Genomic DNA, 25,492 nt, shown 5'->3' on the forward strand with positions numbered 1-25,492 from the left:
GGCGTCAGACGACCGCGCGGGTTTTGCGAAACCGCCGCCACACGATGAGCATCTCGTGGTGCAGCGGATGCCGCATGACGATGATCGTGCCGAACCACAAGGCGATGCCGAGGATCCCGACCCCCGCCACGACCGGCAGCGGCGTGCGCGGCGACCAGTCGTAGACGATCATCGTCACCAGCGCGGGCAGCACCGCCATGACCGTCAGGATGCCGCTGTCGCGGTAAACCTTCGGGATCGCGTAGCGGTCGAGCTGCGCGAGACGCCGGACATGCGGATAATAGAGGACGAGACCGATCAGCGCGTCGACGATCTTGGCGAGCGCCGCAGCGAGGATGCTGAACAGACAGCCGATCACGAAGATCGGCACGCCCAGCACCAGCCGCGCGACCTCGTAGCGCGCCTGGCGCCCGGTCTCGCCGCGCAGCACGAACAGCTCCCAGTTCATCCCGAACGCCACGCCGAAGAACTGCGCGACCAGCAGCGCCGAGAGCGGCAGCGCAGCGGGCAGCCACTGCGCGCCGTACAGGATGAAGATCACCGGGCGCGACAGGATCGCGAGACCGATCAGGAACGGCCACATGAACGCGGTGATCATCGCGAAACTGCGCAGATAGGTGCCCCGCCAGTCGCCGCCCTCGCGATAATCCTTCGAGAGCTGGACGAACACGACGCGCGTGACGGTGCCGTACAGATTCTCGAAAATGATCCCCGACAGATTCGACGCGCGGCCATAGAGACCCAGCGCCGCCACGCCGAGGATGCGGCCGAGCAGCAGGTCAGACAACTTGCCGGTGATCATCGCCACGCCGCTGACCGACATCATCTGCAGGCCGAAGGTCGTGATCGGCCGCCACTGCGCGAGCGACACGCGGAACCCGATATGATGGCGGCCGAAGATCTGGGTCAGCACCGTCACTGCGACCCCCGCGACGAGCGCCGCATAGGCCGGGCTCATATAGCTCGCGCCGAGCAGCGCGAAGGTGATCGTCGCGCTGGTCTGGACGATGATGTTGGTCAGGCTGATGATCGACAGCTGCTTGAACTGCATCTCGCGCTGCAGCATCGCCGAGGGCCTGAAATTGACGATCGCCAGCAGGTTGCTGAGCGCCACGACCCGGAGCACGCTGCCCGCCTGCGGCGCCCCCAATAGCGGCCCGGTCGCAAAGCTCAGCCCCGCCAGCAGCAGCGTGAGCGACACGATGAGGATCGCGTTGACGGTGAACGCGGCTTCGAGCGTCTCGGTCGGGAGTTCGGCCTCGCGGACGATGAACGAGGCGATCCCGAAGGTCGTGAAGACCTGGATGAGCCCCAGCGCGGCCATCGCGATCGCGTAGATGCCGACCTCGCGCGGCGACAACAGTCTGGAAACGACGATCAGGCCACCAAACTGGACCACGAACGCGATGAACTGGCCCGAAAAGGTCCAGGCGAGGGAACGACGCACTGACATGATCGCGCCTTAGCGGATCGATTGTGAAAAAGGCACGCCCTGCGCATCGCGCGGCCGATCGCCCTGCCGCAGAACGTCCTGAAGAACGGTGTCGAACGCCTGTTGCGAGAAGCAGCGAGTCACATGCGCGGTGCCGGAATCGCGCGCGGCCTGCCACGCAGCCTGATCGGTATAGAGGCGCGCGCAGTCTTCCGCGAACTGTCGTGCGCCGGCGTCCCCTGCTTTGATATCCGCGGGTACGTCGTGCGGCTGGCCTGTCTCGGGCTGAGCTGTCCCAGGCTGGGGGGGGAACGCCAGCTGGTCTGCCAGCAGCGGCGTGACGACGCAGGGAATCCCCTCCCCCATCGCCTCGACAACCTTGAGCGGGATACCCGCGGCGTAGCGGGTGGGGGCGACGAAGACCCGGCAGCGATCATAGAGGGGCTGAAGATCCTCGACGACGCCGTGCAGCACGACGCGGTCGGAGGCGAGCGCCTCGATCTCCGCGGACTCCACGCGGCCGACGACGTGCAGCCGGTAGCCGGTGCCGATGAGAGAATCGAGAACGGGCATCACTGCGGTGAGAAACCAGGTGACCGAATCGATGTTGGGCGACTGGGACGACGATCCGGTCAGCCGGCCGACGAACAGGAAATCCTGCCGGTCGCCGAACGGCGCGGTGCCGGCGCGGATGGCGACGGGATGCGGCAGGACGAAGACCGGCGCGTCGAGCACCGACCGGATCGTCGCTGCATCCCCCTCACCCACCGCGGTCACCGCGTCGGCGGTGCGTGCGACCGCAAGCTCGTCGGCGATCGCGGCCTGATAGTCCTGATCCGACCAGCGCGTGTCGAACAGCGCCCGCCGACGCGCCTCGCGCGGGGCCAGCACGGCTTCGGCATCGTAGACGACCTGAGCGGATCGCCGCCCCGCCCTGCCCCCCGCCTTGCCCCCCGCCTGCCAGCCCGCCTGCACGAACGCCGCCATCGGCATCGGCCGGCTGATGAACAGCGAATCGACATCCGCGCCGTGCGTCCAGAGCAGACGGCGCAAGCCCCGCCCGCCCGCGCCCGGATGAAACAGCACCGCGCCTGCGAACGCCGTCGTCATCCGATCGATATCGGCCGGCGACGATCGCATCGGATAGAAACTGACGCGATGCCCCGCCGCCACCAGCGACTGCACGATCGCGAAGGCGCGCGGGTAGCCCGCCCCGAACAGCGGGTCGGGCACCAGATCGTCGATCATCAGGACGTGCTTTTGCGCGCCCGCTTGTCCGCCACGGGCGGGACGCGCGCGTTTGCGCACCACGCCACGATACGCCGCCCTGGCATAGGCCAAGACGTCCTTGACGCCCTCGACCATGGTCGCCCGCCCCAGCCTTGCCTTCACGCTCATCGAAATTGCCCTGGCCGATGCCTCTGTCGATCGTCCCGGATCGTCGAGCCGATCGCGCACGGCGATCGCCCCGGTCCGGACCGATGGCGGCGTCTATCGCAGGACTTGCGCGGGAACCAGCCCGCGTCTGCGGACGGAACCAACCGCGCGCACGTTCTGGATATTCGCAACACCAGCCTCTAAGCGGTGCGTATCCAACCCTTTTCAGTATCGCTGCCCGTTCGGTCGGGCCGTCAGCAGGAACATATATGACGAAATCTGCCATTGTCACCGGGATCAGCGGCCAGGACGGCGCCTATCTGGCCGAGAACCTCCTCGACCGGGGCTATACGGTGTTCGGCACCTATCGGCGCACGAGCTCGGTCAATTTCTGGCGGATCGACGAGCTGGGGATCACCAACCACCCCAATCTCAAGCTCGTCGAATATGACCTGACCGACATGGGATCCGCCATCCGCCTGATCGAGGCCTCCGAGGCGACCGAGATCTACAACCTGGCGGCGCAGAGCTTTGTCGGCGTCTCGTTCGACCAGCCGATCACCACCGGGCAGATCACCGGGCTGGGTGCTGCGTATCTGCTCGAGGCGATCCGCACGGTGAACCGCGACATCCGCTTCTACCAGGCCTCGACCTCGGAGATGTTCGGCAAGGTCCAGGCGATCCCGCAGCGCGAGGATACCCCCTTCTATCCGCGCAGCCCGTACGGCGTCGCTAAGCTCTATGCGCATTGGCTGACGGTGAACTACCGCGAAAGCTTCGGAATCTTCGGCACCAGCGGCATCCTGTTCAATCACGAATCACCGCTGCGCGGGCGTGAGTTCGTCACCCGCAAGATCACCGACACGGTCGCCAAGATCGCCCAGGGCAAGGCCGAGATCCTCGAACTCGGCAATCTCGATGCCAAGCGCGACTGGGGCTATGCCAAGGATTATGTCGAGGGCATGCGGCTGATGCTGCAGCACGACATTCCCGATACCTTCGTGCTGGCGACCAACCGGACCGAGACGGTGCGGACCTTTGTCGAGCTCGCCTTCGGCCAGGTCGGGATCGCGCTCGACTGGTCGGGTGCCGACGAGCAGGAGATCGGTCGCGATCGCAAGGACGGCCGTACGCTGGTCCGGATCAACCCCGAATTCTATCGCCCGGCCGAGGTCGAGCTGCTGATCGGCGACGCGAGCAAGGCGCGCGACGATCTGGGCTGGGAGCCCGCGGTGCAGCTCGAGGAGCTCGCCGCGCTGATGGTCGAGGCCGACATGCGCCGCAACGCGGCCGGCTGGTCGTTCTGATGCGCGTGGCGTTGACGGGAGCCGATGGCTTTACCGGGCGGTTCGTGGCCGATGCACTCGCCGCCAAGGGCGTCGCGTGCATCGCGCTGTCGGCCGACCTGTGCGATCCGGCCGCGGTCGAGCGTGCCGTCGACGCCACCGACTTCGACCGGGTCATCCATCTGGCGGCACGCGCGTTCGTCGACATGGCGGACTGGCGCGCCTTCTACTCGGTCAACCAGATCGGCACGTTCAACCTGCTCGATGCGGTCGCGCGCCGCAAACCCGGCGCGCGCTGCGTGCTGGCGAGCAGCGCGCAGGTCTATGGCCCCGGCGCGCAGGGGCTGATCGACGAGCAGGCTGCCACCTATCCGGCCAATCACTATGCGATCAGCAAGCGCGCGATGGAGCTGGGGGCCGCGCTGTGGAAGGACCGGCTCGACATCGTCGTCGCCAGGCCGTTCAACTATACCGGCGTGGGGCAGGCGACGCAGTATCTGGTGCCCAAGCTGGTCGATCATTTCCGGCGCCGGGCGCCGGTCATCGAACTCGGCAACAGCTGGGTCAAACGCGATTTCGGCGATGTCCGGTCGGTCGCGCAGGCTTATGCCGGGCTGGTGCTGGAGGCCGATGTCCCGCCGGTGGTCAATATCTGCACCGGCACCGTCTCGTCGATCGACGAGATCCTGGCGATGCTCACCACGCTGAGCGGCCATAGCGTCGAGGTGCGGACCAATCCGGCGTTCGTCCGCGCCAACGACGTTCCCGTGCTGGGCGGGGATGCGACGGTGTTGCGCGGCGCGGTGCCGGGCTGGGCGCCGCGGCCGCTGATCGACACGCTGGCGTGGATGTACGGGCTCGCGGCTGACTGATTTGGACGGTTGATTGGGCCGGTTGAGTTGGGGGCCTGATCCGCGCGCACCCTCGCAGGTGCAGCACGGGTCCGGCGTTCTTCGTCAGTCGCCGATCGGGCTCTCGCCGTGTTTGCGCAGCACGTCGTTGAACGCCTCGGCCATCAGCGCTTGGAGGCTGCGGCCCTGACGCCTGGCGAGCGTGTGCATCGCGAACGACATTTCGGGGCTGAAGAAACCGGCGACCTGCTTGCGGCCCTGTCGGCTGGCGGGCCCGGTGGTGGCGCCCTGCCCGCCGACCGGCGCTGGCGACGCGGCGGGTTCAGCGATCGTACGGTCGCGCAGATTGGCGAACGAAGGTTTGCGGCTCATGCGGCGAGTTTTCCATTTCGAGCAGGTTTTTTGACGGGTTTCTTGGCTGGTGTCGACATGCCGACCTGTCGACATGTCCACTCGTAGAAGTGTCGGATATCTTCCGCTGCCTTGCCGTTGGGCTCGAACTCCATGACGGTGCGTCCTTCGGCGCTCGCATGGCGGAAGGCGGCGCGGTCGGGGATCTGGACGGGACAGGCGGGCGTCCCGAAGCCCATGACGAGCTCGCCCGCCTCCTGATACATGCGCGGCGCGTTGGGCGAGCCCGCGGTGAACACGACGAAGGCGGGCTTGCGCAGCAGCTGGACCAGTTTGGCGGTCGTCTGGATCGCCGACAGATCGAACGCACTCGGCCGGCACGGGATCAGCACCAGATCGGCGATCTCGACCGCGGCGCGCGCGGCGGTGTCGGCATGCGGCGGCGTATCGATGACGATGAAATCCGCCCCCTGCCCCTTCGCCTGCGCGACTTTGGCAGCGAGGCGTGGCGGCGGGCTGTCGATGACTTCGGGAGGCGCATCCTGGCGCCAGGCGGCCCATTGGCTTGCGGTCGCCTGTGGATCGGTATCGATGATGAGCGCCACGCGGCCCGCATCATGCGCGGCTGCGGCAAGATGCAACGCGAGCGTGGTCTTGCCGGCCCCACCCTTCTGGCTGATGATGGCGATAGTCGTCATGTCGAACTCCCTACATGTCTACATGAAGGCACGGACCCGGTTTTGGCAAGCGCAAAAGCCGTTTTACCGACGAACCGCGCTGGGATCGGGGTGCAAGTTCTTGCCTGTCGACATAGCGACGTGTCGACACAGCAGCTCTGGAGAACCGCCCTATCCGCCTGCTCCAGCTAGGGAGCATGTGACGGCTCTGCCGGCACTCCGCGGTTTCCTCCTAGTTGCGTGTTGTGTGTGTTTTGGATTCTCCCCGGGGTTATCGACCTGTCAGCCGACTAGGCTGTCTTCAAAGGTCCTTTTCATATTACTGAGTAAGCGGTTGAGGATGGTTTTGAGACTCGCGCTCCAAGCGATCGATGCCGGCGCCGAGCTTGGCGAGCATCCTGCCCAATGCGCCGCCTACGGTGAGGGTGGCGAGGTCGCGGCAGGAGAGCCCGGCGACCATGCCCGCCATCGCATCCCGCTGATCAGCCTCGTGCTGGACGCTGTCGTCGGGGCGCGGCGCGGGGCGCATCCAGCGGGGCAGATAGGCGAGCACGCAGTGCGGGAGGATCGGGCGGTACACGTTCGAGGTCTGTCGGTAGCGCGGGCCAGGGCCCTCGGTCTCGACGCGCTTGAACCGGCGCTGGCGGACGAGAAAACCGAGCGCCTCGAGGCTATGCAATGCGCGGGCGATCGTGGCGCGGCCGAGGCTGGTCGCGTCGGACAGGTGGTCGTAACTCGGAAAGACCTGGCCGCGGTTGAGCCGCGCAAGCGTGAGGATCTCCTCGTACACGCGGACCGCCGCGGCCGTCAGCGCGGCGATCCGCCGCTCGACCACGCTCAGCGTGCGCGCGCCGCTCCGCGCCTCACGGCGCAACTGGCGACCGGCGTCGAGCGTGCGCCGCGCGATCCGCAGCAGCTTGTCGGTCTCGCCCTTGGCGGGGACCGTGAAGAACATGGCCTCGAACGTCCCCGCCTCGATGCTGTCACGCAGCACGGGCGCGCCGGTGCGATGCGGCGTCTTCGGCCGCGGAGACGGGCCGCGCACCGTCATCGTGCCAAGCGCCCGCATGGTCGCCTGACCCAAGGTCAAAACCGTCATCTTCCATCCCCCATCGGGGGCTGGGACCAGGGCAAAAAGGGGCGTGGCGCGAAACGCGCATCCTTGAACCGCAAGACGATCCAGGCTATATGAAGGGAGCTTGTTGAGCTCCGGAATCGACGTTTGGCGACGTCGCTTCAATCTAACCTTGGGATGCCCGGCCTCGTGCCGGGCTTTCCTTTATGGGGTCACAGCCACTCCATCTTCGATCGCGCCGACACCAGCGCCGACATGGACCGATTTTTGCAGCAAATCACGCGAAGCGAAAGCGTTTGCGGTTCGTGCTTTCGAGTATCAATTACGAATTACTTTACATTTCCACGGCGGAACTTCGTGCTTTCGAGTATCAATTCATCGCCGCGTTCGTGCTTTCGGGTAGAAATTCGCACGAAACTTCGTGCTTTCGAGTATCAATTAAATCGCGTCATCCGAATCGGGATTTTCTGATTCGTCCGAGGACTGCGGCGCTGCCCGCGTTGGCGATTGCGATGCCGTTTGCGTGGATGCCTCGGCGGTCGACAGCACCATGCGCGACAGCGACGACGAGACTCCATCGGTCAGCTGTGCCGGACGCCGGGTGATCACCACGCGGACCGGGTTGGTCCTGCGGCCGCGCCTGACCGTGTCGATCGCGTCGGGATCGGCGAGCGTCTCGACCAGTTCGAGACGATAGTCGGGGATCGTATCGGCGGCGACGATCTGCCGCAGCGCAGCACGGAAATTGGCGAGCGGATTCTGATAGCCGATCTGCAACCGGAACGTCGCCAGATCGATCTCGAACCCGTCGCCCTCGGCGGTTGAGCGCGCGACTTCGTAGATCCGCCGCTCGATCGGCCCCAGTTGAAAATAGGTCGCCGCATAGTCGAGCACATGCCGGTCGAGCAAAATCGCACGGAACAGCCAGTCGCACAGCCGAACCTTGACAGCCTTCAGGCGTCGTTCGCCGGCGCGCGTCTTGGTGTAGTGCAGTTTTGCCTCGGACAACCAGGAGAAGAAGCCCTCCTCGCCTTCGCCACCCGCCTCGATATTGGTCTTGATCTGCGTCCCCTGCAGTCGCTCGAGCGCCTCCGACAGCCGGCCATAGGAGCGCGCGCTGTGATTGCTACCGGTCACGCTGAACAGGTCATGCGCGGTAAACACGAAATCCTGCGCGACATCGTCCCCCGCCTCGAGCTTGGCCGCCATCAGGCTGGCGATGTAGAGCACGATCTCCTTGTCGTAGATCGTCGCCACCCCGCCCGCGCTCGGCCGGACCTCGATCGTGACGGTATCGGTCTGATAGCTCAGCGGCTTCATCCAGGCATTCTTGCTGAGCGCGAAAAACGGAAACGCCATCAGCGACCGCTCGCCGCGGATCTCGCCGTATAGCGGGCTGTCGAGCAGGAACAGGTCTCCCTGGGGGATCCGGGAAGGCAGGATCGGCTTGCCGTCCTTGGGGCGTTTTACAGGGGGTGTTCGGGTCATCCGCCTTTCCTACTCGAAAGCACGAACTTTTGGCATCCCGCCTCGTGGCAAACGGGGTCAATGCGCTGTTTCTACCATGCAATTCGTGCTTTCGAGTAGGAATTGCTCAGGGCGGGATCGTGATGCCCGCCCCCGCCTCGCCGTCCCCCTGAAAACCGCCGTACCCTGCCCACGGAAGGGGTGAAATCTCGTGAAGATGCGCTTAAGGGCTGAAAACTCGGTATCTTCCGGCTCTGTTGCTGGAAAATGGGTAGTGACACGCGCGTATGGCGACCAAACACGACGAATTAAGTCAGACGATCTGGCGGGCGCCGGCGTCCGTTCTCCGACTGCGCTCGATCGGGTGTTTGATGCTTGGGGATATCCTCGCGATCGTCGCGGGGTTCTTGCTGACCTGGCTCGGCCGCCCCGATTTCGTGGTCAGCCGGACGCCACTGTTCATGATCGTGCTCGTGCCGGTCTATCTAATCGTCGCCTCCAGCGTCGATGCGTTCGACACGCGCAGCCTGCGCGACCCGGTCATCGCGATCAAGAAGAGCTGGTACGCGCTGGCCGTGACGCTCGCGCTGCTGGTGATCGCGGCCTTCTACCTGCGCTCGGTGCAGGATTTCTCGCGCGCGATGATCGGGTTCGGGTCCGCCTTCGCCTTTGCGCTGACAGGGGTCGCGCGATGGCTGCTGATCCCCCGCCTCCCCCAGATCGTCGGCGGCAACCCGTTCAGCATCGCGCTGATCCGCGATGGCATGGCGCCGATACCCGCTGGCGACTTCTCGATCACGCTGACCGGCTTCACGCTCGATTCCGAGCATCACGACCCGGTCATGTACGACAAGCTCGCCATGGCGCTCGCGGCGATGGACCGGGTGGTCGTCGCCTGTCCGCCCGAACGTCGCCAGGCTTGGGCGCGCGCGTTGCGCGGTGCCAATATCCAGGGCGAGATCGACATGCCCGAACTCGCCGTGCTGCGCCCGCGCGGCATCGGTCCTGATCACGCCGCACCGTCGCTGATCGTCGCGATCGGGCCGCTCAACCTGGTCGATCGGATTATCAAGCGACTCTTCGATATCGCCGTGGCAGGAACCGCGCTGGCGCTGCTGGCGCCGGTGATGGCGGCGATCGCGTTGTGGGTGCGCTCCGACAGCCCCGGGCCGGTGCTGTTCGAACAGATCCGGATAGGCCGCGCCAACCGCATGTTCCGGATGTTCAAGTTCCGCAGCATGAAAACGGACGACCATAGCGGCCATCGTTCCACCGCGCGCGACGATGATCGCGTCACGCGGTGCGGGCGTTTCATCCGCCGGACGTCGCTCGACGAACTCCCCCAGCTCTTCAACGTGCTCGGTGGCAGCATGAGCATCGTCGGACCGCGCCCGCACGCACTGGGGTCCCGCGCCAACGACAAGCTGTTCTGGGAGGTCGACGACCGCTATTGGGACCGCCACGCCGCCAAGCCCGGCCTGACCGGCCTCGCGCAGATCCGTGGTTATCGCGGCGCGACGTTGTTCGAGGACGATCTGCGCAACCGAGTCGATGCCGATCTCGAATATCTGACCGACTGGACGATCTGGCGCGATCTGAAGATCATCTTCCTGACCGTCCGCGTGCTCTGGCACCGCAACGCCTATTAGGGGTCGCCCTGCCTAGGCCTGCCTAGGCCTGCCTAGGCATCATGTCGACATGCATACAGCGCGACACATCGGCCGCGCCTAGGCGTTGAGCGCCCAGCCCGTTACTGGCCAGCCCGTTACTGGCCAGCCGCTACTGGCCGGCCCCCCGCATCACAGGCAGCTAACGGCCGCCTCATGGCTATGGCTGTCGCGGGCGCCGAAGATCGATACGCGAGTCCGGTAGATCACCTTGTCGTTATCGACCGGGTCGGCGCGATAGGTGACGGCGTCGGACTCTTGCGTCTTGGCGGCCAGGCACGCCGCGACGTCGGCCGTCGGCCTGACCGACCACATCGCGCCATCGGATCCGCTGGCGAGCCCGGTCGGACCGCTCGGACCGATCGCGATGCAACCGGACAATCCGAGGATCGTGATCAACGACAAAACAACTTTCATGATATCTCTCGAATACGCGACAGGGCCTGTGACGATACCCTGTAGCGGACGGGATCGGTTCTGCCACCCATGCATTACAGACGATCCCCGCACCCGATGCCGCAGCGAGGCCGCTTCCCGGCCCAGGTTTGCCTGCCCACTTCGCCCCCACCGATACGCCGTCGGGGATCGCCGGCATGCCGCACCGGGGTTGGCGGTCGACGTGTCGACACGTCGGGCAATGGACATGGGTTCACGCTGGTCGGCTGCTGGGCATGCGCCTGCGGGCGGGGCAGGGCGCCGTGATCCGCCGCGCGGATCTATAATCGACATGTCGTATCGCCGACATGTCGACATCATGCATGGTCGACGCCAGTGATCGCCGCGATCGGTGCCGTTGCGCCCGCGGACCGAACACGCCCGGAACAGGACGGCAACGAAAGGCGAAGATTTCGCTTTTCTTCGACTCGCGCGTGACTCATAGAATCGCGATGCCGATCCGCCCCGAAAACCGCTGGTTGTATCCGATCGACTGGCCGCAAGTGTCGGACGCGATCCGCTTCGGTCGCGCCGGCGCGCGCTGCGAACGCTGCGCGCGGCCGCACCGGCGCTTCGTCGCGCATCTCGGCGATGGGCGTTGGTGGGATGCAGGCGCTGGGTGCTGGCGGTCGGCGCGGGGCCGGCGGGTCGCGGTCCGCGATCGCGTCGACCTCGCCAGCGTCCGCGCGACCTATGTGGTCCTGGCCTGTGCGCATCTCGATCATGATCCGGGGCACAACATGCCGGGCAATCTCGCCGCACTGTGCCAGCGCTGCCACATGCTCCACGATGCGGCCGAGCATCGCTGGCAACGCTGGTGGAACGCGTTCCGCCTACGCGCGCTGCGCGACCTGTACGAGGATCCGCGCCTGACGCATGAACGCCATCTGCGTATTCCGGCGTCGCGGGGGCACCGGCAGGGGCAGGGGCAGGGGGAGGGGGAGGGGGAGGGGGCGCTGATCTAGAATCCGGCGATCGCCGTGCGGGGGATCGTTCGAGTCCGGACGCGCGATCCGACGTACAGCGCCAGCTTGCCCCCGGCGCCCCGGGCCCGCATGCTTGGTTTCATGCCGCTCTTCCGCCCTTCGCCCGACCGGTCCGGGTCCGACCGCGCCGCGCCCGACATGCCCGCCGGATCGCTTGCTACGGATGGCGCGGCGCTGGTCGGGGATTTCGTCCGGCATGGCGGGCGACGACTGGGGGCCGCGGTCGGGTTGATGCTGGCCGGCGGTATTCTCGAAGGCGTCGGGCTGGCGCTGCTCGTGCCGATCTTCTCGCTGCTGGCGCCGCAGACCGGCGGGCGGTGGCGCGCGATGGTCGTCGAGACGCTGGCGTCGGTCGGACTGGTCACGCAGCTCGAGCAACTCGCGGCGGTGCTGATCGCGTTCTGCCTGCTCGTCGGGGTGCGCGCGATCGTGCTGTCGACGCGCGACTGGCTGGTGTCGGACCTGACGCTGGGGTTCGTCGACCATCGCCGGCTGATGGTCGTCACCGATCTGTCGCATGCGCGCTGGTCGTCGCTGGCGCGGCTGCAGCATGCGCGGATCGCGCATATCCTGTCGAGCGAGATCACCCGGCTCGCCTTTGCCTGTTCGGTCCTGCTGCAGATCATGGCGGCGGGCATCATGCTCGTGGTCCAGGCGATCCTGATGATCCTGCTGTCGCCGGTCGTCGCGCTGGTGGTGATCGGGTTCGCGCTGCTCGGCCTAGTCGTGCTGGTGCCGCTGTCGCGGCGCGCGGGTGCGGTCGGCCGGTCGAGCGCACGCTTCGCCTTCCGCATCGCGGGCGAGACCGCGCATTTCCTCGGCGGTCTCAAGATTGCGGTCGCGCACGACATGGCGGACGCGTTCGTCGCGCAGATCGGCGAGGAGGGCACCAAGCTGCGCGCGCAACTGGCCCTGCAGCAACGCTTCCAGTCGCGCGTCGCGATCGCGTCGGCGACCATCGCCTCGCTGGCCGGCGCGATGATGATCTTCGCCGCAGTGCTGCTCGACATCCCGACCGTCACGCTGCTCGCCGCGCTAGTCGTGCTGGTGCGGATGAGCGGCCCGGTCCGGTCGCTGCAGCAAAGCGTACAGCAATTATTCGGCGTCCTGCCTGCCTTCACCGCGTTGCGCGACCTGAAGGCCGATCTCGGCGCGACCGTGCCGGTCACCACCGGCGCCGGCGCACAGGCGGTGCGCCACGGCACGATCCGCTTCGAGCGCGTGACCTTCCGCTATCCGGGCGCGGCCGCGCCGGTGTTCGAAGGGCTCGATCTCGCGATCGCCGCGGGTGAGCTGGTCGGGCTGTCGGGCGCCTCGGGGACCGGCAAGACGAGCTTCGTCGACCTGTTGACCGGGCTGCTCGAGCCGAGCCAGGGCCGGATCGTGATCGGCGAGGGCGATCACTCGCAGGCGCTGGGCCCGGCCATACTGTCGGGATGGCGGCGTCGGCTCGCTTATGTCGCGCAGGATTCCTACCTCATCAACGACAGCATCCGCTGCAACCTGACCTGGGGCAGCGACGTGCGGCCCGATCCGGACCTCTGGCATGCGCTGGCGCAGGCGGGGGCGGCCGGGATGGTCGGGGCGATGCCGCAGGGGCTCGACACGCAGATGGACGATCGCGGCACGCGGCTGTCGGGCGGCGAGCGCCAGCGGATCGCGCTCGCCCGCGCGCTACTGCGCGATCCCGGGCTCTTGATCCTCGACGAGGCGACCAACGCGATCGATGTCGGGGCCGAACAGGTCTTGATCGCTAATCTGCGCCGCGCGCTGCCGCAGGCGACGATCCTGATCATTGCTCACCGCGAAGAGACGCTGCGCGCCTGCGACCGCGTGATCCTGCTGGAAGCCGCGCAGACCACCGCGGCGTGAGCCTAGCGGCACCCGGTCCGTCGGTAACACACGCAAAGGATGCGGGGGGCGGGCAGTGGGTCAGACGAAGTGCCCAACCTCGATCAGCGCCGGATCGATCGGATAGCCGGTGACGTTGAGCCCGCCGACATCGAGCCAGGCATGCGTCTCCAGCGCGGTGTCGGTCGGATCGCGCACGCCTAAATGGAGCACGCTGTTGATCCCGCGCCGCGCCAGCATCGTCCGCGCGGCGATCGCCTGTTGGAGGCACAGCGTGCGGAACGGCATCCACGGCGCCACCACGCTAATCGCCTAGCGGATCGCGAAGACCCTTTCCGCCTGCGCGGACGATAGCGGGGCAGGGGGCGGATATCGGCTATGTGGCGCGACGATAGCGCCCATGTGCCGGGCAAGCACCCGGAACGGCAACAGGCTGCGCAACCGTGCGACCAGCAGCGCCGCGATCGCCTCGACGATCAGGCGCCGGTCGGCCCAGGTCAGGTGCGACGCGGTGCGCAGCTTGCGGCGTAGCGACATGGCGTTCCCCGGCGAGACGAGCCACCCCGCCCCTCGCATCGCCGAGACATACCGGTCGCCATCCGCCTGGTCCGGCCGCGGGCGGGGGGTGACGGCAGCAGGATCAAGCCGCTTCCGCGACGTGGACGTGCACGGTCAGACCAGAGGCGGTAGCGAGGTTTACCAGTGCGTCGAGTGAGAATTTCGCTATCTTGCCTTGTAGCAGGTCGTTGAGGCGCGGGCGGGTGATGCCGAGCCGGCCGGCAGCCGCCTCCTGCGACATCTCCCAGGATCGGATGCGCGCCTTGAGCACCGACAGCAGCTCGGATCGCGCCTTCATATTGGCGGCTTCGGCCGGGGTGTCGGCCAGCGCGTCGAACACGCTATCAAACATCTGGACGTCCACTCTCGTCATCCTTTCTATGCTTGCCGCCAGATCGATATCGCGTCGGGGCGTGGCCTGCGTCTTCGTCTGGGAGGCGTGCAGCATCAGCACCGCATCGGGCAACGTCGCCCCGCAGATCACCCGGGACGCCCCGGAATCCTCCCGGGTCCTGATTTCGCGGACGCCGGGCCCAACCGTCTTCATCGGTTTCCCCTCGTCCGGATCTGTGCCGTTCTGGACCTCCTTAAGCTGGTGGCCGGCTTGCGATCGCGCGTTCTCGGTAAAATCGCGTAGCCGGTCGAGGCTGTCACGCAGGAACGCGATAGGCTTAATGGCACCAATGTATCGCATTCGATACATTGGGCAAGACGGCCTCTACTTCCTGTTCATCGGGGCATTTGCTTGCCGGACCAGACCGCAGCGTTCCGGCAATTGCATCTGATCCGATAAACGCTACCGGCAACGCGATCTGGGACGTTCCGGAGACACCGCAGACGTAAGAGGCAGTCGAAGCGACGCTGCTCGAGTATTTTTAACGTCGCCCCCAAGGATTGCACGACCGCGGTGACCAGCCTGCTGACAAAGATGCGCGACATGAAGCTCGCAAGCCCGGTGTGACCGGATTCGCGCGCTAAGCTATCGGTGTCAGCGCGGCAGGTGCAGCACCAGATGGCCCTGTCGCTCACGACGCGGATACGCCGTGTCGATCGCATCGGCGACGACGTGGTTGTAGCGTTCGTCATACAGCCGATCGCCGCGATCGCCGGTGGTGATGAAGAATCCGAAATGCCCCGCGCGCACCAGCCGTGCAAAACCCCTCTCGTCATAGAGGCCGGCATGGCCGAGCTCGGCCGCGATCGCGGGCTCCCACAGCACGGGCTGGCCGCCCCGGATCAGCAAGACCATCGCATCGGACACTACCGGGCGGGGCGATCGTGCGATGCGCGCGACGATCTCGGCATAGGGTTTGGTCGCGGGGAGGCCAGTCTCGGCCGCAAACACGAAATAGGCCTGGATCGGCACGCCGATCGTGACCAGCGCGACCAGCACCGCAGACGGCCAACGTGCGCTCCCCATCGCCGCCTCGATCACGGGCGCTGCGCCAATACCGACGAACACCGCGACCGCGAACAGCCATTCGATCAGGTAATTGTCGCTGGCGCCGGATTTCAGGATCGCCGGCAGCATCGCCGTCTTGATGACCAGAAAGGCCAGCGCCAGAAGCGCCGCGAACGCTCCCGGATCTGCGGCGAGCTTGGTACGCAAGGCCGCAAGCGCGGTCGGCTGCAGGCGCCGCCAGGTCGCTATGACTCCCAGCAGCGCGATCGCCACGGTGCTGATCTGGGGGAGGATGACGAACGGCAGGAGCAGCGCGCGCGACAGGTCGAGCCGGTTCAGATTGTAGAGCAGAGTATGACGCAGAAAGCCGCCATCGCTCGTGAGGCTGAGGCCTGCCAAAATGCACAGGCCTAGCGCCGCGCACCAGCCGAACAGCGTCCAGGCCGCGCGGGGACGGGCGAGCCACAAGGCGATGAACGCCGCGGCGGGTGCCGCGATCGACGTCTGCTTGGTATAGATCGCCAGCACGAAGCACAGCGCCGCCAGCGCGATCCGCGCGGGGCGTTGCGTCGCATCGAGCGTCAGCGCGAGCCCTGCCAGCGACAGCGCACAGGCGAGCATGTCGACCCGCATGAGGCTGGCCCAGTAGATGATCGTCGGTGAGACGGCGACGCATCCGCCAGCGATCAACGCGGCCAATAGGGGCACGCGGCGCGACTTCTGCAAAGTCTGATCCATTGTCGGATTCTGGGGTATCGCCGCATAGGCGAGACGGACGACGAGCCCGATCGCGGCAAGCGTCGACAGCAGCGACACCATGCGGCCGGTCGCCAGCCCGTCGCTGCCGAAGATCCAGGCCACGGCGCTTACCACGAGATGATAGACCGGCGGATAATGATAGACGATCGCCGGAAATACCCCGATCGGTGCGTAGCCCGAGCCGGCCGCGATGTTGATCATCTGCTGCCAGACGATCCCCTCGCCATAATCGAGATCATAGGGATAGGTGACCGCCCCCCGTCCCGTGTCGACCAGCCGGATCAGATCGATCGCGAGCAACGCGACCGCGAGGCCCACGCCCAGCCGCAATGCCCATACCCGCCAGTCATGGCGCAGGGCCGTCCGGGTCAGGGCCGTCCGGATCATCGGGGGCGCGCCACGACCAGCATCTGCTTGCCCATCGGCTTGAACGGCGAGGCGAGATAGGCGGCGATCAGCCATGGCCAGACGGGCAGGCGCGACTTGACCGTCAGCGGCAGGAACCGCGGCCGCACCTCCGTCACGTCCCAGCCATGCGCCGTCAGCAGGTCCGCCAGGCTGATATGCGAATAGACCGCGACATGCGTGTAATCGTCGAAATATTCGCGGAAGGCATAACGGTAATTGGGCTGCAGGATGGTCAGCGTGCCACGCGGCGACAGCGTGCGCGCGATCTCGCGCAGGGCCAGGACGAACGCGTCCTGCGGCAGATGTTCGAACAGGTTCGAAGCGAAGGCGAAATCGACGCTGTCATCGGCGATCGCCCCGAGATCGGTGACGGGCGTGACGAGCGCCTCGACACCCGGCGCGACATGGTCGGCGAGCCCGGCCCAGGTGTCGACCGCGATCCGACGCCGGGCGGTGACGCTGTTGATGAAATCGCCATAGCCCGCGCCGAGATCGAGCACGCACGCGTCCGCGGCGATGCGGCGGCGGAAGACGTAGCGCCACAGCGCCACCCACACCGCGCCGCGCCGGTGATCTTCTGTCAGACGCGATGCGTGATAGTCGCCGTTCATGCGTAGCGCTTCCAATCCGACAGCAGGCCGTAGATCATCCGCGCACCGACGGTGAAGCCTCGCCAATTGTTGATGTTGCCGCCCTTGCTGAGCCCGATGCGCGCATGGAAGGTGATCGGGCATTCGAGCAGCAGCAAGCCCCGGCTGAGCGCGGTATCGAGGAAATGGGCGTTGAATTCGAGATTCACGCCCGGATTGAGATGCGGGAGCAGCCCGACCAGCGCATCGCGGCGACACAATTTGTAGGTCGTGCCGACATCGGTGATCGTCCCGCGGCCAAGATATTTGGCCTCCAGCAGCTTTCCGACGAACAGGTTGCCGTAATACATGAAGACCGTCAGCTGAGTCAGATACTGGCGGAGCGGCTCGACGATGCGCGATCCGTTCACGATATCGGCATGCGGCGCATAAGCGAGCAGCTTCTCCACGTCATAGGCGCGGAACGTGCTGTCGCCTTCGCACAGCACGACGAATTCGGTATCGTCGAACCGCACCGCCTCGCTCAGGCAGCGATGGACGCAGCGGCCATAGCCCGGCGCCGGTTCGTTGAAGGTAAGCGCACCAGCCGCCTGGGCGCGGGCAAAGGTCGCGTCGCGGCTGTTGTTGCTGACGACGATGACGCGCTCGACCAGCGGATGCGCGAGGAAATCCTCGACCGCGCCGGCGATGCTGTCCTCGTCGTTATACGCGGTCAGCGCCACGGTCACGCGACGCCGCTGGACCGGGATATACCGCACCGGCACATCGGGCTTCTTGTGCTGCAGCATGTAGAGCAGGTCGAACAACGCGAGCACGATGCCGATCATGATCGGCACGCCGCTATACCAGACCAGCCATTCGGCGACGGGATCGAGCAGCGCGTGCAGGTTCAGCAGATAGCGCGGAAACACCAGCAGCACGCCGGTCACGTACATCGCCATGCCGACGACGAAGCAGAGCACGCCGTAGAGCAGGAACGGCTTGTTGAGCGGGTGGCCCACAACTGGGTTCGGTCGACGGCCAGCCATATGCCCGCTTTCTCGTTGCGACGCAGGCGATTCCGCGACGAACGGGACCTAGGAAATAATAGTTAACGAACGATGCTGGACGTTGTGCGGCGGCAGGAATGCTTGCCGGCGGCGTGGCTGAATGACGGCATGCCCGATCACATCGGCCGCACGCCGCCACTATTGCATCTACCGTCGATTCAATTCGCTATTCCGTTGCCCGAAGACGATTCCACCATCACAAAATCATGGCGATGGGGTTGCGCATTCGTCGTGTGCGAGCCCGTCGTCGGGATGGCGGTTCGCAACAGGAGGGGAGGGCCGACCGGATGTAGATACGTCCCGAGCCCGCCAAGGCTGAGCGCCAAGAGTGCGAGATCGCGCGCACTGTGGTCCCGCGCAATCCTCAGTCTACGCCGTTGTGGCGAGGCTGCTTGACCAGCTCGGCGCGTTCGACGAGGCCATCGTAGTGCTGATCGCGCCGGGGGCGGGCGCGTTCGGTTGCGCGGACTGGCTGGCGCTCTCAGCCGGGCAGTTCACGCGCGACTTGGGCGGATCGACGAGCGCCGTGTGCAGAGAAGAATTTGGTTAGTATATCAACTCGTCGACGTGTCGACACGTCGACGCATCTACCGACAGAGTGGCATCTGCGGCAAGGGTAGGCCGGAATGGGACGATCGGGTGTTCGTATCAAATGCCCGACGCCGGCGTATTAAACGCGCGACAAAGATCAACGATCGGCGCGCCTGCAGTTTTGTTGAGCGGATGCTTCCCAACGTCCTCTCGTCAAGGAACCGCGCGTGACCAGAATCGTGGCGTTCGCGATATCGCACTCGCCCTCGCCAGCCCCGTAACCGCGCAGATCGTCTCGGTCGCGCACAACCGAGCGCGCCAGGCGCTGATGGCAGCGACCGCGCCGGCGACTATGAAAATGCCGATCGTCGGGAGTGAACAGCCCGGCACGCCCGCAGTCGCCAATTCGTCGGGGACGATCGGTGATGCGCCGATCCAAGTGAACGGAAGCGCACCTAACGGCACCGGCTATCTCGCGTTCAAATATGGTGCGTACGGCAACGGGGTGATGAATTACTGACGCAGGCTTATCCCCGCCGCCACAGATCGATGAACGCGATCGTCGCCAACAGCTACTGCCCCGCACCCCAAGGCCGCTCAGGCGACGCCGGGTACAGCTGCTGAACGGCATGCGCCGTAAGCGCGGCTGAGCGGCGTCATCGCGTCGGCGTGAGGGACAGGCGTTCGATAAGGATCGACGCCCGGTCGAGCTGGTCCAGCGCACGCGGGCGGACGATGCGGTAGACACCCGCCGCGCCGAACAGGTCGAGACACTGCCGCCAATGCGCCGCCTGCCGCCCCATCGGCACCACCAGCTGACCGCGGAAGGTGTTGGCGACCAGCGCGCCGACCGCCTCGGCACCGGGCAGCGGCGAAATCGCAAAATCCTCGCCCCAGTCGAGCAGCACGACCGCGGCGAGATCGACCGCACGGTCATCGGCGGGCGCGTCGACGGGGACGCGATATTTGTCCATGTCGACAAGCACCGGCTCGAGCCCGTCGGGCGTCCGCGCGATCGCGCCGAGCGACGCACGCCACAGCTTGAGGTTGCGCAACCCTGACCACAGCCGCGCCGACCCGCCCCCGCTTTCGATCGCGACCGCGCAGATATCGTCGCAGATCACCCGGTGGCCACGATGCTGGAGATGCATCGCCATGGTCGACTTGCCGCTTCCCGCAGGCGCGATGAAGACGATGGCGCGTCCATTCACCTCCACCGCCGAGGCGTGGAGCGGCAGCAGCCCGCGCTGATGCAGGAGCGCCCCCATCGCCGACCCGAGCAGATAGGCGCGCACGTCGCCGTCGGGCACGTCGGGGCAGGGCTCCACCACCATCTCGCGCCCGTGGCGGACCAGGAAGCGGCCGACGCGCGGGACGTCCATCCAGAAATGATCCGCGTCGCACCGAACATCGGGAAGGATTTCGGGCGCGTCGGGGGGCGGGGCCGCAGCCATGCGGACGACGACGTCGATGGCCCCGGATGTCGCTTCGTGCCCATCGTCGCCTGCTTCGTCGACGAGGTGCAGTTCGGGCAGCGGCAACGTCGATTGCAACCGGAGGCCGAACGCCCGATAACACCGCGACGAAGAGGATGACGGAGACCAGGGTGACATGACCCCGGCTTACCGCGCGCTTCCCGACCCGCCAAGGGCGGCCCTGCAGCTGGAGAGACACGTGGACGGAATGACGCTGGTATCGAGGCAGCCGGGAATGATCGAGGCCGACGCGGCCGGCGAACTGGTCGGCCTGCACGTCGAGCGCGGCACCTGCTACGGGTTCAACGCGACCGCGACGCGCGTGTGGCAGCTGCTGGAACAGCCGCGCACCGTCGATCAACTGGTCGCCGACCTGCTCGCCGAGCATGAGGTGGACGAGGCCGAATGCCGCGCCGACCTCCACGACCTGCTTGCGTCGCTGGAGAGCGAACAACTCGTCGGCCTGACGCCGGCATGACCGCGCTCGCCGGCCTGTGGAGCCGGCGCGACGCAGCAACCGAAACGACGGTCGGGCGGATGCTCGACGCGCAGGCCGCGTTCGGGCCCGACGCCGCGATCCGCCGCACGCTGGATAGCGCGACGCTTGGGCGACGGCTGTATGCGCTGGTTCCCGAGGATGATTTCGACCGCGGTCCGGTGCCGGGCGGCGACGGCACGCTGCTGCTGGCCGCGGATGCGCGGATCGACAATCGCGACGAGATCGCCACCGCGCTCGGCCTGTCGTCCGCCGAACTGGCGCGCATGGCCGAGCCGCAGCTGGTGATGGCGGTGGTGGAGCGATGGGGTATCGCCGGTCTCGCCCGCGTCGTCGGCGCGTTCGCGGTGATCCTGTGGGACCGGCGTCGGCAGGCGCTGACGCTGGCGCGCGATCCGATGGGCGAGCGGCCGCTCTTCTACCATCGCGGCGACGGCTTCGTCGCGACCGCCTCGATGCCGCGCGGGCTGCACGCGCATCCCGACATTCCCTACGCACCCAGCACGACCGCGACCGCCGACTTCCTGGCGGTGCTGCCCGAAGGCGAGGAAAGCTTCTTCGCGGGTCTTGCGCGCGTCCGGCCGGGCCATGCGGTCACGATCGACGCCGACGGCCTCACCGAGACCCGGCTGTGGACGCCGGTGCGCACGGTGCTGCGGCTCAAGCCCGCGGACTATGCCGAAGGGCTGCGCGCCGAGCTCGACCGCGCGGTCGCAGTCCGGTTGCGCCGGCACCACGGCGCGGTGGGCGCACATCTGTCCGCCGGGCTCGACAGCGCCAGCGTTGCCGCCACGGCCGCCCGGATGATGGCGTCCGAGCCGCTCCATGCCTTCACCGCGGTGCCGGGGCCCGGCGCCCCCGCCCCCGCCGGCGCGATCGCCGACGAGGGGCCGATCGCCGCGCGCGTCGCCGCGATGCACGCCAATATCGTCCATGTCCGCGTGCAGGGCGACGGACGATCGCCGCTGCCGTTGCTCGACAGGCATTTCGATCTCTACCAGAGGCCGGTCATGAATCCGTGCAACGCGATATGGGCCGAGACGATCAACGATGCCGCGCGCAGCCGCGGCGTGAGCGTCCTGCTGACCGGACAGCTCGGCAATTTCACGCTGAGCCACGACGGTATCCCGCACCTCGCGCAGCTGCTCGGCGCCGGGCGGCTCGTCGCGCTCGCCCGGCTGGCGCGGCAGCTGCGCACGCGCGGCTGGCGCCGGCGACGGATCGGCGCCGCGATGCTGGGCCCGTTCCTGTCGCCCGCCGCCTGGAGCTGGCTGACCGACCGGTTCGGCCGCTCGCTCGCGCTGCACAGCTACAGCGCGCTGCGCCAGGACGCGATCGCCGACCTGGACGCCCGTGCCGCGATGACCGGCACCGATCTGTCCTATCGCCCATGGCGCGACGGGCGGGCGATGCGGCTCTGGGGGCTCGATCGGGTCGACATGGGATCCTACAACAAGGGAACGCTCGCCGGCTGGGGCATCGACCTGCGCGACCCGACCGCCGATCGCCGGCTGATCGAGTGGGCGCTGAGCGTCCCCGACGAGCAATATATCCTGGGCGGCGAACCCCGGTCGCTGGCGCGGCGCGCATTTGCGGACCGGCTGCCGCCCGAACTCGTCGGTGAGCAGCGGCGCGGCTATCAGGCGGCCGACTGGCACATCGGCGTGTCCGGCGCGCTGGGCGAGATGGTCGCCGAACTGGACGGGATCGAACGCTGCCGGCCGGGCGAGGCGCTGGTCGATGTCGCGCAGTTGCGCGCACTGGTCCGCGACTGGCCGGACTTTGCCGCGGACGACCCGCGCTGGAACCAGCCGGCGATCGTCGACCGTTACCGCTCCATGCTGCTGCGCGGCGTCGCGGCGGGGCATTTCCTGCGCCGGGCGGCGCGCACCAACTGATCCGCCGACTGCCCTTGCTGATCGAGGCGCTGGCGATGCTGGCGCTGGCGTCGTTGCTGATCGCGATCCTGTCGTTCCGGCGGATCGCCGCCATAGCCGCGGTGCGACGCTCGGCAACCGCGGCGACGCCGGCGCAGGCGCGCGCGATCGAACGCGCGGTTGCCGCCTGGGGCCGGCGCGTGCCGTGGCGCGCGGTATGCTTCCAGCAAGGGCTTGCCGCACAGTTGATGCTGCGGCGGCGCGGATTGGCGGCAGCGCTATATTACGGCGCTGCGCGCGACGAGACGGGGCAGTTGATCGCGCATGTCTGGGTCCGCTCAGCCGCGGTCGACGTGATCGGGTGCGAGGGCGCGGAGCGTTACGGCCTGCTGGCGGTGTTTCCGCCCGCCTGACGGCGCTCCTGCCGCAGGCGGATCGGGCGCAGCAGCAACCTGCCCGGCAGCGCGCCCAGAATGGCGAAGGGCAGCGCCCAGTGCGGCACGCGCAGATGCGCGGCGATATAGGGCCGGGTCACGAACCGTCGCGCCGCGTACCAGCGATGCGCGGCGCCGGGCATGAGCCAGCCTTGCGCGCGTGCATAAGCGAGGTGTTCGCCGAACGGCCGCATCAGACGCCCCTCTGCATCCTGCGCCGCGACGATCGCGGCATGCGAATAGGCGATGAGCCGCTGCGTCACGCGGTCGGCACGGATCGTGGCAAGCAGCGCAGGCGGCACGTCGAGGCCGAGGATCTCGTGCGCGAGCACGATCGCGACACCCGGCGTCCGCCCCGCGCCCAGCGCCACGGCATGCGCATGCAGCGCCACCACGTCCTCGTCGCGCAACACCGCGGCGACGTCGGCGAGCCATTTCAGCCGCGACCATAAATGCGCGGTGCCGTGATAGGCGAGATAGGCAAAGAGCGGCACGGTCGCGAGCGTCGACAGCGCCTGGCCGGGCATCAGCGCCACGGTCTGGCGTGGCGAGCCCAGACCGACCGAGGGCAGCGCGACGGGGTTGTCGTTAAGCGCGGTATGCAGCTCGACCGTGGTGCCGCGGCCCGCATGGTGCCACTCGGTCTCCTTGTTCCCGGCGAGAAAGCGGCGGACCTGGACGGGATCGTCGATCCCCCCGAAGATCGACAGGCGATAGCCGAGATCACGCAGCACCAGGCCCGCGTCGTCGAGGTGCGCGCGCGCGATGAGCACGTCGATGTCCCAGGACGATTTGAGCGTCAGCATCCCATGCGCGCGCATCCCCAACGTCGCGCCCTTGACGAACACCGTGTCGATCCCCGCCGCGGCGAGCGCGCGCCCGACGCGGAGTTCCTCGCCGGCGTTGCGCAACGCCTGCAGCCGCGCCGCGCCCGCGCCCGCCGTCAGCCGCGCCGCGGCCGCCCCGGCAAGCACGATGCCCGCGGCGGCGAGGCCCTGCTCGACGAACCCCTCGACGCGGTGGCGATGCGCGAGCGTGGCGACCGCGTCCGCGTCGAGCGGCGAAGCCGCGGCGCGGGTGATCGCCGCGACCCGGCCGGGATCGGCGAGCGGCCGCGCGCAGGCGGCGACGAGCGCCAGCGCGCGATCGGCGGGCGTGGATCGATCGGGATGGGCAGAGGCTGGGGCAGGCGCCGATCGGTCGATCGCCGCGTCGTCCGGCGCGCGCCCCCCACCAGACGCCACCGGCCCGACTGAGGACGTGATGGCTATGCGCCCTTCGCTGCGCCGGGCGCCGGCGTGCCCGGGTCGGCGATCATCGGCGTCGGCGCGCCACCGGGGCGGGCCGCCACGACATCGGCATATCCGCCGCAATACTGACCCGCGGACGTGCCTTCGCGCGGGCCGCCCGTCACGGGCATGCCGCAATATTTCCTCGCGCGCAGGACCACGTCGCGCAGCACCACCACATGCCCGCCGCGCAGTTCCACCGTCAAATGCCCGTCGGGGCCGACCCGGACAAAGGCCGTGGACAGGGTTTTCCGTCCCCGCGCCTCTGCCGGCGAGTCCGTCGGCGGGGCGGCGGAGGGCACAGCGGGCGGGTCAGCGGGCATGGGCACGGCAAGGTTCTCGGCAACCGATGCCGGCTCTGGAACCGGTGCCTGGGCGGCTTGCGCAGGCGCGCGGACATCGGGGGCGGTCAGATTCGAAGCGGGCAAATTCGGGACCGCAAGATCCTGGCCGCTGGACCTTGCCTCACCCGAACCTCGGACGGTGGTTCCTGGAACGAGGCTGGAACTGCGCATGGCGGCATCCTGAGGTGAAGGCGTGCAAGCTGCAAGCGCCGCGGAGAAGGGCAGCAGGATGCGAGGCATCGCGTTCTCCATCGGCTTGAACACAGCTCTCGATACGCGAACTGCGCGCTTAAGTCACGCAGGGGGGCTGGATGCGGCGCGGAGGGAAAACACGGGGAAGCGGGCGTACACAGCGGCAACAGTTTGATATTTTTTAAATGGCTTAATCGCTCTTATCCCCCAACCTTTATTAGGATGATCGAGTCTGCGTCATACGCTTGACGATTTAGCGTCAGAAACAGCGCGTTGAGGATACGGAGACGTCGTTTCTCGAATGGACTGTCATAAAGGACGTCGGTCGTATGCCATCGGACCTCAGCCGCCTTGGCTCGCTGTTTTTCCATCCTGGGCAAGCAACATCCGGATCGCCGGATGCGGAAGCGTGATCCTCGCAGCAGAGGCGGGCCGGCCGATTGCCTTCAATGTCTGAGCGCGCAGCTCCTCCAGCTCCTCCGCAACCTTGGCGGATGCGAAGGGACCGGCCGACGATGGCAAGGGCGCCTTGGGCAGACGGGCAAGCCGAGGATCGACATGGGTGTAGGGTCGTTTTCCGGGTCCGCGGGCGGGTGCCGCGGGTGATTTCGACACCGCCCGTCCCGCATGCAC

Annotated in this window: 26 protein-coding genes; 10 read left to right on the forward strand and 16 right to left on the reverse strand. The window is 67.2% G+C overall.

Annotation, left to right across the window (positions count from 1 at the left end; all coding sequences use genetic code 11):
* Nucleotides 1-4: 4 nt before the first annotated feature.
* Together ASE79_RS19395 and ASE79_RS19400 are read right to left on the reverse strand one after the other, a co-directional pair.
* The gene (locus ASE79_RS19395; RefSeq protein ID WP_162237076.1) at nucleotides 5-1,447 is read right to left on the reverse strand and encodes an oligosaccharide flippase family protein; all 1,443 of its coding nucleotides are present in this window, start codon (nucleotides 1,445-1,447) and stop codon (nucleotides 5-7) included.
* 15 nt (nucleotides 1,448-1,462) lie between these two features.
* The gene (locus ASE79_RS19400; protein WP_056420751.1) at nucleotides 1,463-2,830 is read right to left on the reverse strand and encodes a glycosyltransferase; all 1,368 of its coding nucleotides are present in this window, start codon (nucleotides 2,828-2,830) and stop codon (nucleotides 1,463-1,465) included.
* Nucleotides 2,831-3,078: 248 nt separating this feature from the next.
* Between ASE79_RS19400 and gmd the strand changes: the two genes are divergently transcribed.
* Both gmd and ASE79_RS19410 read left to right on the forward strand, forming a co-directional pair.
* Entirely contained in the window at nucleotides 3,079-4,116 is a 1,038-nt protein-coding gene (gene gmd, locus ASE79_RS19405) for a GDP-mannose 4,6-dehydratase (protein WP_056420753.1), read from the forward strand.
* 5 nt (nucleotides 4,117-4,121) lie between these two features.
* Nucleotides 4,122-4,967, forward strand: coding sequence for a GDP-mannose 4,6-dehydratase (locus ASE79_RS19410; RefSeq protein WP_200910421.1), 846 nt, complete (start codon nucleotides 4,122-4,124; stop codon nucleotides 4,965-4,967).
* Between the two features lie 84 nt (nucleotides 4,968-5,051).
* Here the strand turns inward: ASE79_RS19410 and ASE79_RS19415 are convergent, their stop codons facing one another.
* The 4 genes from ASE79_RS19415 to ASE79_RS19430 form a co-directional block, all read right to left on the reverse strand.
* Nucleotides 5,052-5,318, reverse strand: coding sequence for a ribbon-helix-helix domain-containing protein (locus tag ASE79_RS19415; protein ID WP_056420759.1), 267 nt, complete (start codon nucleotides 5,316-5,318; stop codon nucleotides 5,052-5,054).
* Nucleotides 5,315-5,995, reverse strand: a complete 681-nt coding sequence (gene parA, locus ASE79_RS19420; RefSeq protein ID WP_056420761.1) for a ParA family partition ATPase — start codon at nucleotides 5,993-5,995, stop codon at nucleotides 5,315-5,317. Before parA ends, ASE79_RS19415 begins: the two co-directional genes overlap by 4 nt.
* A gap of 298 nt (nucleotides 5,996-6,293) precedes the next feature.
* Nucleotides 6,294-7,073: a helix-turn-helix domain-containing protein gene (locus ASE79_RS19425; RefSeq protein WP_056420764.1), complete on the reverse strand. Its 780-nt coding sequence runs from the start codon at nucleotides 7,071-7,073 to the stop codon at nucleotides 6,294-6,296.
* A gap of 414 nt (nucleotides 7,074-7,487) precedes the next feature.
* Entirely contained in the window at nucleotides 7,488-8,537 is a 1,050-nt protein-coding gene (locus ASE79_RS19430) for a replication initiator protein A (protein WP_082445470.1), read from the reverse strand.
* 350 nt (nucleotides 8,538-8,887) lie between these two features.
* Between ASE79_RS19430 and ASE79_RS21810 the strand changes: the two genes are divergently transcribed.
* Nucleotides 8,888-10,165: a sugar transferase gene (locus ASE79_RS21810; protein WP_151989563.1), complete on the forward strand. Its 1,278-nt coding sequence runs from the start codon at nucleotides 8,888-8,890 to the stop codon at nucleotides 10,163-10,165.
* 150 nt (nucleotides 10,166-10,315) lie between these two features.
* On the opposite strand, the gene ASE79_RS19440 is transcribed toward ASE79_RS21810, so the two are convergent.
* Entirely contained in the window at nucleotides 10,316-10,600 is a 285-nt protein-coding gene (locus ASE79_RS19440) for a hypothetical protein (RefSeq protein WP_056420770.1), read from the reverse strand.
* 452 nt (nucleotides 10,601-11,052) lie between these two features.
* Here ASE79_RS19440 and ASE79_RS19445 point away from each other — a divergent pair, with 452 nt between their 5' ends.
* Nucleotides 11,053-11,583: a hypothetical protein gene (locus tag ASE79_RS19445; RefSeq protein ID WP_235517084.1), complete on the forward strand. Its 531-nt coding sequence runs from the start codon at nucleotides 11,053-11,055 to the stop codon at nucleotides 11,581-11,583.
* A 102-nt stretch (nucleotides 11,584-11,685) separates the two neighbouring features.
* Nucleotides 11,686-13,476 carry an ABC transporter ATP-binding protein gene (locus ASE79_RS19450; RefSeq protein ID WP_162237077.1) on the forward strand — a complete coding sequence of 597 codons (1,791 nt, stop codon included), beginning with the start codon at nucleotides 11,686-11,688 and terminating at the stop codon, nucleotides 13,474-13,476.
* Nucleotides 13,477-13,536: 60 nt separating this feature from the next.
* Here ASE79_RS19450 and ASE79_RS19455 read toward each other — a convergent pair whose 3' ends face one another.
* The 6 genes from ASE79_RS19455 to ASE79_RS19485 all read right to left on the reverse strand — a co-directional run bounded on the left by ASE79_RS19455 (nucleotide 13,537) and on the right by ASE79_RS19485 (nucleotide 18,173).
* Nucleotides 13,537-13,758, reverse strand: coding sequence for a lasso peptide biosynthesis B2 protein (locus ASE79_RS19455; protein WP_156359781.1), 222 nt, complete (start codon nucleotides 13,756-13,758; stop codon nucleotides 13,537-13,539).
* 9 nt (nucleotides 13,759-13,767) lie between these two features.
* The gene (locus tag ASE79_RS19460; protein ID WP_156359782.1) at nucleotides 13,768-13,992 is read right to left on the reverse strand and encodes a hypothetical protein; all 225 of its coding nucleotides are present in this window, start codon (nucleotides 13,990-13,992) and stop codon (nucleotides 13,768-13,770) included.
* Between the two features lie 103 nt (nucleotides 13,993-14,095).
* Nucleotides 14,096-14,707, reverse strand: coding sequence for an XRE family transcriptional regulator (locus ASE79_RS21815; protein ID WP_235517086.1), 612 nt, complete (start codon nucleotides 14,705-14,707; stop codon nucleotides 14,096-14,098).
* A gap of 294 nt (nucleotides 14,708-15,001) precedes the next feature.
* Complete coding sequence (locus ASE79_RS19475; RefSeq protein WP_056420779.1) at nucleotides 15,002-16,561, reverse strand: hypothetical protein; 1,560 nt, start codon at nucleotides 16,559-16,561, stop codon at nucleotides 15,002-15,004.
* On the reverse strand, nucleotides 16,558-17,193 hold the full coding sequence (locus ASE79_RS19480; RefSeq protein ID WP_056420781.1) for a methyltransferase domain-containing protein: 636 nt from the start codon (nucleotides 17,191-17,193) through the stop codon (nucleotides 16,558-16,560). The genes ASE79_RS19475 and ASE79_RS19480 overlap by 4 nt, the downstream gene beginning before the upstream one ends.
* A complete protein-coding gene (locus ASE79_RS19485) occupies nucleotides 17,190-18,173 on the reverse strand; it encodes a glycosyltransferase (protein WP_082445471.1) in 984 nt (327 codons plus the stop codon). The genes ASE79_RS19480 and ASE79_RS19485 overlap by 4 nt, the downstream gene beginning before the upstream one ends.
* A gap of 427 nt (nucleotides 18,174-18,600) precedes the next feature.
* On the opposite strand from ASE79_RS19485, the gene ASE79_RS21165 reads away from it, so the two are divergent.
* Nucleotides 18,601-18,771, forward strand: a complete 171-nt coding sequence (locus ASE79_RS21165) for a hypothetical protein (protein WP_156359783.1) — start codon at nucleotides 18,601-18,603, stop codon at nucleotides 18,769-18,771.
* Between the two features lie 102 nt (nucleotides 18,772-18,873).
* The gene (locus ASE79_RS19490) at nucleotides 18,874-19,272 is read left to right on the forward strand and encodes a hypothetical protein (RefSeq protein WP_156359784.1); all 399 of its coding nucleotides are present in this window, start codon (nucleotides 18,874-18,876) and stop codon (nucleotides 19,270-19,272) included.
* A gap of 136 nt (nucleotides 19,273-19,408) precedes the next feature.
* On the opposite strand, the gene ASE79_RS19495 is transcribed toward ASE79_RS19490, so the two are convergent.
* Nucleotides 19,409-20,293: a hypothetical protein gene (locus tag ASE79_RS19495; protein ID WP_156359785.1), complete on the reverse strand. Its 885-nt coding sequence runs from the start codon at nucleotides 20,291-20,293 to the stop codon at nucleotides 19,409-19,411.
* A gap of 169 nt (nucleotides 20,294-20,462) precedes the next feature.
* Between ASE79_RS19495 and ASE79_RS19500 the strand changes: the two genes are divergently transcribed.
* Genes ASE79_RS19500 through ASE79_RS19510 form a run of 3 tightly spaced genes read left to right on the forward strand, consistent with a single transcriptional unit; the run spans nucleotide 20,463 to nucleotide 23,013 of the window.
* Complete coding sequence (locus tag ASE79_RS19500) at nucleotides 20,463-20,705, forward strand: PqqD family protein (protein ID WP_056420793.1); 243 nt, start codon at nucleotides 20,463-20,465, stop codon at nucleotides 20,703-20,705.
* Nucleotides 20,702-22,621, forward strand: coding sequence for an asparagine synthetase B family protein (locus ASE79_RS19505; RefSeq protein ID WP_056420796.1), 1,920 nt, complete (start codon nucleotides 20,702-20,704; stop codon nucleotides 22,619-22,621). The genes ASE79_RS19500 and ASE79_RS19505 overlap by 4 nt, the downstream gene beginning before the upstream one ends.
* Nucleotides 22,622-22,635: 14 nt before the next feature.
* Nucleotides 22,636-23,013, forward strand: a complete 378-nt coding sequence (locus tag ASE79_RS19510; protein WP_056420797.1) for a lasso peptide biosynthesis B2 protein — start codon at nucleotides 22,636-22,638, stop codon at nucleotides 23,011-23,013.
* Here ASE79_RS19510 and ASE79_RS19515 read toward each other — a convergent pair.
* Both ASE79_RS19515 and ASE79_RS21170 read right to left on the reverse strand, forming a co-directional pair.
* A complete protein-coding gene (locus ASE79_RS19515) occupies nucleotides 22,980-24,278 on the reverse strand; it encodes a nucleotidyltransferase family protein (RefSeq protein ID WP_056420800.1) in 1,299 nt (432 codons plus the stop codon). The genes ASE79_RS19510 and ASE79_RS19515 overlap by 34 nt on opposite strands.
* A gap of 23 nt (nucleotides 24,279-24,301) precedes the next feature.
* Nucleotides 24,302-24,931 (reverse strand): hypothetical protein, encoded by a 630-nt coding sequence (locus ASE79_RS21170; protein WP_156359786.1) that lies wholly within the window; start codon nucleotides 24,929-24,931, stop codon nucleotides 24,302-24,304.
* Nucleotides 24,932-25,492: the final 561 nt, after the last annotated feature.

Origin of the sequence: Sphingomonas sp. Leaf28 (genome assembly GCF_001421685.1) — a bacterium.
Classification (GTDB): Bacteria; Pseudomonadota; Alphaproteobacteria; order Sphingomonadales; family Sphingomonadaceae; genus Sphingomonas; species Sphingomonas aurantiaca.

Bases quoted from the DNA above. Each gene is read 5' to 3' on its own strand.
- ASE79_RS19475 (WP_056420779.1), bottom strand. From the start codon at position 16,561: ATGATCCGGACGGCCCTGACCCGGACGGCCCTGCGCCATGACTGGCGG.
- ASE79_RS19400 (WP_056420751.1), bottom strand. From the start codon at position 2,830: ATGAGCGTGAAGGCAAGGCTGGGGCGGGCGACCATGGTCGAGGGCGTC.
- ASE79_RS19490 (WP_156359784.1), top strand. From the start codon at position 18,874: ATGCCCGACGCCGGCGTATTAAACGCGCGACAAAGATCAACGATCGGC.
- ASE79_RS19440 (WP_056420770.1), bottom strand. From the start codon at position 10,600: ATGAAAGTTGTTTTGTCGTTGATCACGATCCTCGGATTGTCCGGTTGC.
- ASE79_RS19425 (WP_056420764.1), bottom strand. From the start codon at position 7,073: ATGACGGTTTTGACCTTGGGTCAGGCGACCATGCGGGCGCTTGGCACG.
- ASE79_RS21815 (WP_235517086.1), bottom strand. From the start codon at position 14,707: ATGCGATACATTGGTGCCATTAAGCCTATCGCGTTCCTGCGTGACAGC.
- ASE79_RS19500 (WP_056420793.1), top strand. From the start codon at position 20,463: ATGATCGAGGCCGACGCGGCCGGCGAACTGGTCGGCCTGCACGTCGAG.
- ASE79_RS19505 (WP_056420796.1), top strand. From the start codon at position 20,702: ATGACCGCGCTCGCCGGCCTGTGGAGCCGGCGCGACGCAGCAACCGAA.
- ASE79_RS19460 (WP_156359782.1), bottom strand. From the start codon at position 13,992: ATGTCGCTACGCCGCAAGCTGCGCACCGCGTCGCACCTGACCTGGGCC.
- ASE79_RS21810 (WP_151989563.1), top strand. From the start codon at position 8,888: ATGCTTGGGGATATCCTCGCGATCGTCGCGGGGTTCTTGCTGACCTGG.
- ASE79_RS19415 (WP_056420759.1), bottom strand. From the start codon at position 5,318: ATGAGCCGCAAACCTTCGTTCGCCAATCTGCGCGACCGTACGATCGCT.
- ASE79_RS19480 (WP_056420781.1), bottom strand. From the start codon at position 17,193: ATGAACGGCGACTATCACGCATCGCGTCTGACAGAAGATCACCGGCGC.
- parA (WP_056420761.1), bottom strand. From the start codon at position 5,995: ATGACGACTATCGCCATCATCAGCCAGAAGGGTGGGGCCGGCAAGACC.
- gmd (WP_056420753.1), top strand. From the start codon at position 3,079: ATGACGAAATCTGCCATTGTCACCGGGATCAGCGGCCAGGACGGCGCC.
- ASE79_RS19430 (WP_082445470.1), bottom strand. From the start codon at position 8,537: ATGACCCGAACACCCCCTGTAAAACGCCCCAAGGACGGCAAGCCGATC.
- ASE79_RS19450 (WP_162237077.1), top strand. From the start codon at position 11,686: ATGCCGCTCTTCCGCCCTTCGCCCGACCGGTCCGGGTCCGACCGCGCC.